The sequence below is a fragment of the Pirellulales bacterium genome (assembly GCA_035656635.1).
Lineage (GTDB): Bacteria > Planctomycetota > Planctomycetia > Pirellulales > JADZDJ01 > DATJYL01.
This window is the reverse complement of the sequence record DASRSD010000037.1, coordinates 26,806-38,761: the sequence shown is the minus strand read 5'-3', so window position 1 is coordinate 38,761 and position 11,956 is coordinate 26,806. Positions and strand designations below refer to the sequence as shown.

The 11,956-nt window shown below is 55.4% G+C and carries 11 protein-coding genes; 2 read left to right on the top strand and 9 right to left on the bottom strand.

From position 1 onward, the window contains the following. Positions 1–67: 67 nt before the first annotated feature. The 9 genes from VFE46_02890 to VFE46_02850 form a co-directional block, all read right to left on the bottom strand. Entirely contained in the window at positions 68–1,048 is a 981-nt protein-coding gene (locus VFE46_02890; GenBank protein HZZ26930.1) for a class I SAM-dependent DNA methyltransferase, read from the bottom strand. An 11-nt stretch (positions 1,049–1,059) separates the two neighbouring features. Continuing rightward, on the bottom strand, positions 1,060–2,661 hold the full coding sequence (locus VFE46_02885) for a hypothetical protein (GenBank protein HZZ26929.1): 1,602 nt from the start codon (positions 2,659–2,661) through the stop codon (positions 1,060–1,062). Continuing rightward, a complete protein-coding gene (locus VFE46_02880) occupies positions 2,658–4,430 on the bottom strand; it encodes a type I restriction-modification enzyme R subunit C-terminal domain-containing protein (GenBank protein ID HZZ26928.1) in 1,773 nt (590 codons plus the stop codon). Before VFE46_02880 ends, VFE46_02885 begins: the two co-directional genes overlap by 4 nt. After that, entirely contained in the window at positions 4,430–5,416 is a 987-nt protein-coding gene (locus VFE46_02875) for a DEAD/DEAH box helicase family protein (protein ID HZZ26927.1), read from the bottom strand. The genes VFE46_02880 and VFE46_02875 overlap by 1 nt, the downstream gene beginning before the upstream one ends. A gap of 149 nt (positions 5,417–5,565) precedes the next feature. Further along, on the bottom strand, positions 5,566–5,784 hold the full coding sequence (locus tag VFE46_02870) for a helix-turn-helix domain-containing protein (GenBank protein ID HZZ26926.1): 219 nt from the start codon (positions 5,782–5,784) through the stop codon (positions 5,566–5,568). Between the two features lie 84 nt (positions 5,785–5,868). Next, complete coding sequence (locus tag VFE46_02865) at positions 5,869–6,843, bottom strand: tyrosine-type recombinase/integrase (protein HZZ26925.1); 975 nt, start codon at positions 6,841–6,843, stop codon at positions 5,869–5,871. Between the two features lie 436 nt (positions 6,844–7,279). Continuing rightward, positions 7,280–8,029: a transposase gene (locus VFE46_02860; protein HZZ26924.1), complete on the bottom strand. Its 750-nt coding sequence runs from the start codon at positions 8,027–8,029 to the stop codon at positions 7,280–7,282. After that, complete coding sequence (locus tag VFE46_02855) at positions 7,936–8,481, bottom strand: transposase zinc-binding domain-containing protein (GenBank protein ID HZZ26923.1); 546 nt, start codon at positions 8,479–8,481, stop codon at positions 7,936–7,938. The genes VFE46_02860 and VFE46_02855 overlap by 94 nt, the downstream gene beginning before the upstream one ends. A 5-nt stretch (positions 8,482–8,486) precedes the next feature. Next, the gene (locus VFE46_02850) at positions 8,487–9,353 is read right to left on the bottom strand and encodes a site-specific integrase (GenBank protein HZZ26922.1); all 867 of its coding nucleotides are present in this window, start codon (positions 9,351–9,353) and stop codon (positions 8,487–8,489) included. Between the two features lie 179 nt (positions 9,354–9,532). On the opposite strand from VFE46_02850, the gene VFE46_02845 reads away from it, so the two are divergent. Together VFE46_02845 and VFE46_02840 are read left to right on the top strand one after the other, a co-directional pair. Next, positions 9,533–10,147, top strand: a complete 615-nt coding sequence (locus VFE46_02845; GenBank protein HZZ26921.1) for a plasmid pRiA4b ORF-3 family protein — start codon at positions 9,533–9,535, stop codon at positions 10,145–10,147. A gap of 462 nt (positions 10,148–10,609) precedes the next feature. Continuing rightward, positions 10,610–11,566 (top strand): PEP-CTERM sorting domain-containing protein, encoded by a 957-nt coding sequence (locus VFE46_02840; GenBank protein HZZ26920.1) that lies wholly within the window; start codon positions 10,610–10,612, stop codon positions 11,564–11,566. Positions 11,567–11,956 lie beyond the last annotated feature (390 nt).

The following is an 11,956-nucleotide window of genomic DNA, read 5'->3' as shown; positions in this document are numbered from 1 at the left end:
CTCCGCGATGGTGCCCAGCGAACCACCGACAAACTTTGGCAACTCTGCGGCAAAGTACTCGATCTATTCACCGAAAGCGAATGCCGCAACTACCTCCAACACTGTGGATGCCGCTACAATTAACCGACGACGGCACTAGCTCGCCCTCTTCGTTGACCGTCTTCAGACTTTGCTTTTTTCCGAAGGGCGGGTTAGTCAGCACCATCGAATACTGCCTCGTGGGAGGCGTATCGAGACTGCTTTTACCGCTGATGACCGGGCTGCTACTATCGGGACCGGCGTCGGCGCCTCCAATTCCGTGCAGATAGAGGTTCATTGCACATAATCGGGCAGTTTCAGGCACCAGTTCTTGCGCGGTGATCAATTCTTCGCGGGTTCTCCTCTTCTGGTCCTTATCCATCTCAGCACTGTGCATGTCGAGCACGTACTGATAAGCAACGGTGAGAAACCCGCCAGTACCGGCTGCAGGGTCGATGATCGACTCCTCCGGTGTCGGTTGTATCACGTCAACCACAGTCTGGATGATTGGCCGCGGCGTGAAATATTGCCCGGCACCTCCTGTACTTTCGGCCGCACTGCGAGAGAGGAGTTCCTCATAGATGACTCCTTTTACGTCGAGGTCAAGGCTCAACCACCGTTCGCGGTCGATTAGGTCCACGATCAACCGACGCAGCTTTGCCGGGTCTTTGATTTTGCATTCCGCTTCTTTGAAAATTATGCCCAACAAGCCGGGCTGAGTACTGAGTGATTCGAGAGTATCGCGATAGTGCTGGTAAAGTTCCGCCCCATCTTTCTTAAGCAAGCTCTGCCAATCGTAGGAGATTAGCTTACCGTTTTTGTCTTTTCCTTTGGGGATTTTGTTGGGATGGTTGTATGGCGGTTTGGTCAGTTCGTCCGCCATTTTTAGAAATAATAGAAACGTTAGCTGCTCGACGTAGGCCATGTAGGATAGGCCGTCGTCCTTTAGCACACCTGCGTACGACCATACGCGGGTACCGATTTGGCTCGCAGTCGGAGTAGATTGGCGAAGTTCATTTGCCTGACTCATCACTAGTTCCTTTACGCAATGCGCTGTTTCTTTGCATTCTTGGAACGCTTCGGCAGATCGTCCGACTTAGTCGGCCTCCCCTTTAGTGCGCACCGAACACGCTCAAGCAATTCTTTTGCTGATTCGTCTTTTGGATCCCGTGGCACAAGTTTGCCTGCGAAGGCCGACTTAAGGATCGACTGTCGCAATCGCATCGCCCGCGCAAGCCCGCGTTTAACTTCGGCTTCCATTGCGTCGATCTGGGAGAGTTTCTCTTGAATCATGGCGATTTCCTCAGCTTGCTCCTCAATTGGGGGCAAGGGAACGACTATCGATTCAAGATCAGCTTGCGACACTTTGTGAATTCCAGCAGTAGTCTTGGCCTTTTTTTCAATCTGCCTTCGCACGAGAGGCGATGGCCAGAATGTAGGAAGGTATGCGGCCGATGGTGATAATCGGAAGCGAATCATGGTATCGGGGAAGACGATTTGTCTCGGCGGTCGTTGCGCGACTGTACCACGACCCAATAGGCGCAGTGATCCGTTACCGCGAGAAACATAGAAGTCGCCTTCTCGTATTGCATTCGCTTCCGCAGTCCGCCTGTCGATCGGGATATAACGGATGGCCGTGTAATCGAAACCGTTATCGGTGAGCGCATTCAGCTTCAACGCCGCGACACCGGGGGGCGTGTCTTGACCTTTTACTGAAATGCCGCTTGAGAGTCCCTCTATCAACAGTTGATCGACGGTCGCCCAACACCAACCGTCCGGCAATTCCGGCAGATCATTCGGCTTTGGCTCGACCGGCATCTGGTAACGGTCGCGCCAATTCTTTGGCGGCTGGCGGCGTTCCTTTCTATACTGTGCGAGAGTTTGGGTTTCCCAATTGAGGCGACGTTCGACAAGTATGCGCGCCAAAAGCTTATTGCCCGGTTCTGGGGGAGGGCCGTGCTGCTTCCGCCAAGCTGCCGTCAACCTCCCTGTCACAGCGGCGTGTAGCACCGCTGAGCGATATCGCTTAAGCTTACGCTGCACCTGTTCAAGAGCCGCGACTCCAGCCGACAGGTCGGAAAAGAGCTCTTCAATTCGATCCGCAATACGAGTTTGCTCTGCAAGGGGCGCTAAAATAACGCGAAGTCGCACGAAGCGGTCGTGAGTGAGGTTCAAACCACTGTCGCTTATGCCGGTCTTCATCCCATCAATAGCGGCTTGCGACTCAGGCGAGAGCAGAAGCGCCTCCAAATATCGCGGATCGATAAGCTCGGGATTGCCGCGAAATCGGTACATCTTGCCCGAAAGAATTAACCGAGGGCGTGTATTCCTTACTAGCGCGGGAACACCGCAACGTACTCGTGGCCCTGCGCAGGTGATCAGCATATCACCGGGTCGAACCTCCAAGTGCGCCCGAGGGTGCAGCTTTTTAGGGAGCAATTTGTTGTGCTCTTCAAGAAAAGCACCAGCCTGAACTGCAGTCGTTTTTAGAACACCCCAATCCTCCGGCGAGCCAGACGGCCATTTCTCGCATTGAGGACTCCAGCCATGCTGCAATACTTTGCCATTTGCATGGCCGAGCAGGACATCGTGAAGTGTAACTTCGGCCCATTTCGGGGGTAGGGCGCGATCGGCGGTATTCATGCGGCCAAAACCCTATTCATCTCGTTAAGAATAATGGGGAGTCGATCGCCAAAAAGTTCGTGGGCCTTGCCGAGATTTCCGCGTTGCGCAAACCAGCCGTCTTGAAAATCGTCCATCTCGATAGCGAGGCTCGTTGCAATGTGCTCGGCAATTTTGTCGAGCCAGGCAGCTTGCTCATCGCTGAACGCGGCTCCTGCCTCCGTTTGCTGTGCACGCCACGCTGCATATCGCGATCGAACAACCTCAGCAAATGGGGTGAGGGGCTCCGTCGGCTGCAGTGCATGACGTATGAGGGATACGAGATCGGTAATCATCTGTCCGCCCCGGCCGGAGGCCTTCGCCGCTTCGATCGCTTCGTAGCAACGCCATAATTCCTCAGTTGTCGCGGCGACTGGCGGCCGTTTAATCCGCTCAGCAAGCTCCTTCAAATCACGGAATTTCAGCCGATCAGCGGTCGCTTGGCCGTACATAACTTGCAAGGCCAGTAACTCATCTTTGTGGTCTTCGATGAACTGTTTGAAATTCTCAATCTTCGTCTTTGCCTTATCTATAGCTTCCTGCGAATAACCGGCGAAGATTACTTCGTCCTGACTGACGCTATCGATCGTCTGTTCGTTGTCACGCTTAATCTCCAACAGCAGGTCGCGAAGTTGAGGATTGTAAAACGGCTTAACGGCGTGTTTGATCAATTCCTGTTCTGCGGCGGCTAGCTGCAGCTCTGTCAGTTCGGTAATGCCTGGATTCGACTCACGCGCCTTGTCTTCAATTGCGCCGTCTTCAATCGCCGAAACTAGCTGCCGCACTAGGTCATCAACACTCTGACCATCAGCGTGTTTGCGAACTTCACTATGTTGCGGATCAGTCATCTCCCGAGCGAGACCTGTGAGCTTCCCGGCCAAAGCACTAACGGCGTCGGCATCGGTACCGCCTGCCTTTATATAGTCCAGCACCTGTTTTAGCGTCTTCGTAGGCTGACGATCGATCGGTCCTCGTTCGCTTTTGCACTGTTTGCAGACGCCGACCGCATCGACGATAACAAATCGGGTCTTGATGACTTTTTCACCCGATGCTTGTGGTGTCACACCGTGGAGTTCGTCCGGAGATATCACGCGGACACCTCGGCCCTTCATCTGCTCAAAATAATTGCTGCTCTTAACTGATCGCATAAAGAATACGATCTCGACTGGCTTCAAATCTGTGCCAGTCGCAATCATGTCAACGGTGACTGCGATTCTCGGATTGAAGGAATTACGGAACGCGACCAACACGTCTTCACCGGTCTTGCCCTTTGTCTTCTCGTAGTAAACAACTTCTCGCTCCGTGCCATCAGGGTCGGAGACCTTTTTGGTGAGTCGCATAACGCCGGTACGGTAAGTAATCTTTTGACAGAAATCGTTACCGCGACCGAACTCTTCGCGCACGATGCGCACAATGTCATCCGCGTGCGAATCATCCTTGGCGAAAATGATCGTTTTCGGAACTTCATTGCGCCCCGGGAAGATTTCTGTAAATAACTTATCGCGAAAGGTTTGGACCACTGTGCGGATTTGATCAACTGCAACAACTGAGCGATCGAGGTCGTCGCCGCCATACTGCAGATCCCGATCTAGCTCTTCCTGCCGCTCGGCACGGGTCATGCGACTTCGTTTGCCGACATAGTAGCCGGCTTCGACCTGCGAACCTTGATTAGTGATCCGAGTTGTAATGTCGTAGACATCGTAGGGAACATTCACTCGGTCGGCGACGGCGTCGACGTGAGAGTATTCCATCACGGATTCTTGTTAAAGAACCCGATGGTTTGTTTGCTCGGCGTGGCGGTAAGCCCAATTACGAAGGCATCGAAATATTTGAGCACGTCGCCCCACACACTGTATATCGACCGGTGGCATTCATCGACGATCAGCACGTCAAAGAACTCGGGCGGCAATTTTTCGTTGTAAGTGATAGGAACCGGAGGTTTTTTGAAGGCTCCTGGTCCCTCGAAACTTGAACGCTCTTCATCCTCTTCAATCAGATCTGGCTGGCCGGTGAGCACAGAGTAGAGGCGCTGAATTGTCGTAATTATGACGCGATTGACGGGATCGAAGTGATTCTTATGCGGGAAGGCCGTGTTGTAAAGCTTGTCGAACGTATGACGTTCATCCGGCGGCTGAAATTGCTGGAACTCTTTCAGCGTTTGGAGGCCGAGATTCGTGCGGTCGACCAAAAAGCAAACGCGACGTGCATGAGCGTACTTAATTAGTCGATAGGCAATGTTGGCAGCGGCAAAAGTCTTGCCAGAGCCTGTGGCCATTTGGATTAGTGCTTTTGGTTTAGCGAGGCTAAGCGATTGTTCCAGATTTGCAATCGCAGTAAGTTGCTTAGGCCAAAGACCCTGAGTCGGCACATTTGGCATTTGCCGCAGCCATCCGCGCACCGAAAGCTCTTCTTGAACCAATTCGCGAAGCGCTTCAGGGCGATGGAACTGGAAGATGTCACGGCTGCGAGCGTGCGGCTCCATCCAATTCGTGAATTGGGTCACCTCGCCGGACGACTCATATTGGAAGGGAAGGGGACGGCGCCAGGCAGGCAACTTTGCCGCCAGCCCGTCGGCATAGCTGGCTGACTGTCCTTCGACTCCTTTAAGCGTGTGACCAATGGGTTTTGCTTCAACGACCCCAATCGCCTTGGCATCGACATACAGCAAGTAGTCGGCCTCGCCATGCGCACCAGGGAATTCGGTAATCGCCAATCCTGGTCCGGCGCCAAGGTTCATATGCTTGTATGCCTGAACAATCCACCCGGATGCCTTGAGTTTGGCGTCGATTAGTTCGCGAGATTGTTCTTCGGGAGTCATGCGTTCGCTTCCGAGTCGCAGGTTACTCGGCTAAGGACGTGCGCGGGATTTGTCACACAGCGGGAAAGTCACTTCGGTTTGCGTTTCGGCCTATGGCCGCTTGCAGAAATATTTACCTTGCCCAGCAGTTTTTCCAATTCAGTCGTGGAGTACAGGCGGTAGTGGTTAATTGGGTGCCGACGCTCATTAATCTTCCCGGCGCGTCCCCAATTCCGCAGAGTATTCTCGGCAACTCCAAGGTATGCCGCGGCATCCTTCACAGTCAGGAACTGGGAGAGTTTTTCCATTATGCCACACCTAGTAGGCCAAAGTGCTAAAGATCACCAAAGCTTACCAAAGAATACCACAGCTAGATAGCAGCCTGCCGTGGCTTAGATCGCTATCCGCTCAATTTCGTCTAGCGTAATCTCGTCACTTGTGCGGTCGTATAGTTTTGTCGTTCGCGGCGACTCGTGTGCTGCAATTGCCTGAGCGTTTTCGATTGTGCCGCCGTTTTCCAAATAAGCGGTAATCCCGGTTGCTCGAAATGAATGGCAGCAGGTTTTCGCAGAGAGACCTGCAGCCGCTGCACGGCGTTTGATCATCCGTAACGCATCATTGCGCGTGAAACCGCGTGCGGTTAGAAATCCCTTTCGATCAACTGAGCGGAAGAGGGGAGTCTTTTTGTCTGAGGCTATGCCAGCAGCTTTCAAGTACGCGTCGATGTATCCATCGGCATTGTGGTGTGCGGGCACTTCGTGACGCTTTCCGCCTTTCTCGTGCAAACGAAGCCACCAGCGTTTTCCCTCAGCATAAAAGTCTTCGACCTTCATCGAAACCGCAGCGCTTACGCGGGCAAACGAATAAACCATGACGCCGATTAAGGCACGATCGCGTAGCCCGATGACCGTCGTCGTTTCAATGGAATCGAGAAGTGTTCGCGCTTCCTCCGCCGTCAGCACCGAAGTTTTGCCACGTTTGACAACATGCTTCGGGCCCCGCACTGAAGTTGCCGGATTGTGTTCAACGATTTGCCCGGTCACCATCCAATCGAACAGCATTCGAATCGCCGCTAAATGCTGTTTGATAGTCGGCTTGGATGCCGGATGCTGTTCGATGTAAGCTGCAACAACAACCGGTTCAATTCGATCGAGCGTGTCAATGCCACGCTGTTCACACCAATCGAAGAATTGTTTTGCGGCCTGAGCGTATGCAAGCCGCGTGTTTTTATTCCGAATGGTCACCGCGAAGAATTCAAGAAAACGACGGGCGCCGGACCGGCCGGAATTGGCGATTGCCAGCGGCAGGGCGCCAAGGCCAATTCGAGCTAATTCTTTTTGCGACGTGACGACATCTTCCTTGTCCATTTGCCTCCGATAAATGGATGCGCAAACGGCGTGTGAATTCGAAGCCAGATTCACCCACGTTGTGCATCATAACGCAGAGTGTTTTATCTGCCGTGCCTTGGTCGGTCGCGGTCTCAGGCGGCGCAAGCGTTGCCCACGACACGAAGTGGACTGGCCGCAAGATCGGCACGTCAGATAAAACGGGTTGAACTGAACCGCGCAGCCGCCCGGGACTATGGAATTGCAATCGACTTGTGTCGTGGCAGGGAGTGACTTAGCAACCGCGGCAGGATGGTGTTTGCTAGGCGAACGATTTCGCAAGCCTGTTTTGCAGGGATGGCACAAACGGCATGGTCGCCATATTTGACGATTGGACGTGCGACAGGCGCGCACGCGTAGCGATGCTTGTTGAGAAGCAGCCTAAGCGACCAAGCCAATGGGGCGGCGAATCGCAGGATCATGGTGGCGTTCCAGACGGCGGGCGGGATAGACCCCCAGTTCGCCGCAGCAGCCAATGCCACGCGCGTGGCACATGAGGAAGAATGACGGCCACTGGCAAAAACTGACCGCTTCGGCAAACAGGACAACGTTGGCCGACTTCCGCAGTTTCCTTGGGCGATGCTTGGGGAACCGTGGACTCGGATTCCGTGGCGACGGCGGGCGTGCCAAGCAATTGACGAATCGCGGCCAGTTTGGCCGCCCGATGCCGATTCGCCAAGAAGCCGAAGTAGCGAATCCGCGTGAAGCCACCCGGCAGCACATGCAAGAGGAACCGTCGCGTGAATTCGTCGGCGGCCAGTGTCATGGTTTTGTGGCGACCGCCGTCGGCGTAGTCTTTCCAGCGAAAGCGGACCTTTTTGCCATCGAACGCGACCAGCCGCGAATTGGCCAGCGCCACGCGCTGGGTATAGCGCGCCAGGTACTTGAGTAATTGGACAGTGCCGCCGAAGGGGGGCTTGGAGTACACAACCCAATCCTGCCTGACGGCTTGATCCAGCAACTCCTCAAACTGGGTCGCTGGGGCGAGGGACGCCAGGCGGCCCGGAAAACGCAACTGTTCTGCCTGCCGAGCGCGTTTGAGCAGCGCGATGAACTTCCCCCGAAAGACGCGGCTCAACACGCGGACTGGCAGGAAAAATCGCGGATCGGAGGCGATCCAACGCTGTCCGTCCGCCGACAGCCCGCCCGCCGGTACAACACAGTGCAAATGGGGGTGGTGCAGCAGGTTTTGCCCCAGGTGTGCAGCACGGCCAAAAAGCCGATCTGGCCGCCCAGATGCTTGGGCTGTGCGGCGATTTGCAGGAGCGTCTCCGACACTGCCTGAAACAGCATCCCATACAGAACACGCTGGTTCGCCAGGGCCAACGGTCCCAGTTCAGCGGGCAGCGTGAACACCAGATGAAAATAAGGAACCGGCAGCAGCTCCGCCGCCCGCGCATCGAGCCACTGGGCGCGGGCCGTGGCCCCGCACTTGGGACAATGCCGACTTCGGCAAGAGTTGTAGGCGAAGCGCCGCGCGCCACAGCCGTCGCACGCTTCCTCGTGCCCACCCAGAGCGCTGGTGCGACAAGCGGCCAGATCGCGCAGCGCCCGCCGTTGCTGGCTACGCATCACCGCACCGTAGTGGTGCAAGTAGCGCGCGCCGATGGCGCGAAACACGGTGCCTACTTCGATTTCGGCTCGGTCCGCGCTGCCTCGAAGTTCGCCAAGGCATCCAGCGGACTGGAAAGCGAGTGGATCCGTTCCATCGAGACCGCGGTGTACAGCGCGGTGGTGCGCAGGCTGCGGTGTCCGAGCAGCACCTGAATCGTGCGAATGTCCACCCCGGCTTCCAAGAGGTGCGTGGCGAAGCTGTGTCGCAAGGTGTGCATCGTGACGTTCTTCTTGAGCCCCGAGCGCCGCAAGGTCGTGCGGCAGAATCGAGCCACGGACACGATATGCCTTTGTCCACCGCTGCGAGCGGGAAACAAAAACTCGCGCGGCCGGTACTGCTTCCAGTAACTTCGCAGCAACTCCAGCAGTGTGGGAGACAGCATCACGTAACGGTCCTTGCGTCCCTTCCCTTGACGGACACGAATCACCATCCGCTGGCTGTCGATGTCGGCCGCTCGCAGGTTGACAATCTCGGATACTCTCAGGCCCGCCGCGTAGGCCGTGGTGAGCATGGTCCGCGCCGGCAGCCACTTGGCTGCCGGCAAGAATTGCGCGACTTCCGCGCGGCTCAACACGACAGGGAGTCGCTGCGGTCCCTTCGGACAAGGAATGCCTTCCAGCAGCCGCGCTTGCCCCAACGTCTTTCGGTACAAGAATCGCAGCGCGCATAGAGCAATGTTGTAGGTCGTCCATGCCACGCGCCGCTCGTTCACCAAGTACAACAGATATTCGCGGACATGCTCCGAGTTCAGTTGGTCGGGAGACTGATGGAAGTGCTCCGCGAATTTCGCCACGGCCGAGATGTATGCCTTTTGGGTATGCGGCGAAAAGCCTTTCAGTTGCAGATCGCCCTGAAAACGCTGGCGTAACACCGTCATGACGAGGCTCCGAAGAATAGGTTGCGATCAGCAGTGCGGTTGTTCCTTTAGCCTGATTGCCCACGGGGCCGCGCGCAAGTCCCTACAATCGGCACAACCGTGCTCACTCGACCTTGCGATTCGGAGGATGAATCGGACAATAGGGTCTAGTTTCATCCCTGGATCAAGGAGGACTCGCCATGCCCCGCGCGTCGAAATCCGCTGCGAAAAAGCCGTCGCCGGTGTACCAGTTCAAAATCACGCTCTTGGACATTGAGCCGCCCATCTGGCGGCGGATTCAAGTGCCCGACGGCACGTTGGATGAGTTGCACGAACATATTCAAACGGCGATGGGTTGGACGAATTCGCACTTGCACCAGTTTGAAATCGGCGGCCGTCGCCACGGCGACCCGGAATTACTCGACGACGGCAGCGGCGACAACGACTTTTTGGATTCCACCAACACGCGACTGGGCGATCTGCTGGCGAAGAAGCGCCGCTCGTTTCGCTTCTACTACGAATACGACTTCGGCGATGGCTGGCGACACGAGATTGTGTACGAAGGTCCTCAATCGGCTGAATCCGGAGGGAAATATCCCCGTTGCCTCGAGGGTGCACGCGCCTGTCCCCCGGACGACGTGGGCGGCCCCTGGGGATATGGCGACTTCCTCACAGCCATCCGAGATCCCAAGCACGAAGATCACCAGGATATGCTTGAATGGATCGGCGGCCGGTTCGATCCTGAAAAGTTCAGCGCCGCTGCCGCTACCAAAGCCATGCACCGTGGCCTACCCAACTGGCGCGACGCAAGATAACCGCGCAACTCCGGCCTACCGCGCAGCGGTTTAGTTCAACATTGATTCTTTTCGGGCCAAGCTGCGAGGCTGGACGCGCTTCGACCAGGCAATTGGGCGTGCAAATTGGCCCAAAGAGCCCAAGAAAAGCCCTATTCGGGGGGGAAGATAGTCCGAAGAGCCTAAGAGGTCAAAATTATCCATGGTTAGGGAAAAAAAATCCATTCGCACCGAGGAATTTAATAATATGCTGATTGTTAATTGCCAGCAGCAATGGAGCTAGCAACACGTTGGAGTCATGGTAACAGGGGAACGATCGAATTGCGCTGCGGAGAGAGGATTGCGGAGTTGGTGGAACTGAGAATGAATCAAGTCACAAGCAATTGAGAGATTCGGAAGGAGGTGCGGTTATTCGTTTAGTCCGATGTCTGAAATGTGGCGGCACGGGGAAGAGGGTACACATTCAGATACTTGGAGAAAAATATGAGCATCAAGAGCTTCTCGTCACACAGTAACGTATTAAAGTTTGTTCCACTTCCGGCAATTCTGTTTTTGGGCATTTGCGTTTCGACGGCCAGCGCACAGCTTATTCACCGCTATAGTTTCACGACGGATGGAAGTGATTCTGTTGGCGGACCCACCTACAACTTGACGCCAGTCAATAATCTGGCCAATCCCATTACCTTTACCGGTGGCCAAGCACAGTTGAATAACCCCAACTTTTCTGGTCCTGGGGTTGTCGAAAACTATCTGTGGTACCAGAACAGCCCGTCCATTCTGCCGGCAGGCAATAGCATGACGGTGGAACAATGGTTTACCTTCACCGGTTCAGGATTTTTTACCGAGTCGTACGCTTTCTCGGACAACGCAGAAGACAATAATCCCCCCGGCCAAACGAACGGCCAATACCTCATGCAGGCGATTTCCGCCCCGCAGCCTGCAAGCCCGCCTGGCGGAGCGAACACAGGTGGTTCGCATGTTGCCCAAGCACTCAATGGGTATCAGGGCGGCTCGGAAACCGATGCCTTTGAAACCACTCCTGGCCTTGGCGCCGGCGGCGGTGGTTACCTGGACGACGGGGGAACCTATATGATGGCCACCGTGATCGATGGTACCGCCGGCACGCTTAGCTATTATCTGTACAGAACTTCGGACGGCCTCGGCGGCCTCCAGCAGTCAATTACGGCCATCCCGCTGAGCAGTTACAACTTCACCGACCTGTACTTGGGGCGTTCACCGTTCCTTGGCGACAACGCCACCAGCGGCATGATTGATGAGTTCCGCATTTATGGCGACGCCCAAAGCGCTTCACAGATCGCGGCCGACGAAGCTGCGGGCCCCGATGTCGTAGGAGTTCCCGAACCCAGCTCCATTGTGCTGGCGGCATTGGGTTTGTTCGGATTGGTGGCTGCTCGTTCAAGGAAAGCACGAGCTGCGTAAAGAGTTGAACCCCGTACTTACTTGAATGAAATATGACCCCCGTGTTCGACGCACGGGGGTCATTATTTTAGGGCACTTGCTGGAATCTCTGAGTTCGTTGATCGCATCTGTCGCATTGGAAGGAAGCGCGATCGGCGGCGCAGCTACCTGGGCCTGGGGCCATCATAAAGCTGGAGAAGGCGCCGAAGTGACATCGTTTTTCCATTAACTGGCTTCTTGCGGTCGGCATCCGTGATTTACCTTGAAGCTTTTCACTTCAAAGACCGGCCAGCGTGCCGCGGGCCACGCCGGAAGGCCGCTAGCGTCGCACACACCAAGACAGCAGAATTTTGTTTTGACGGTCGAATATCCGATTATCGCTCCGAACACTAGGCAGCAATTTTTCTCCAC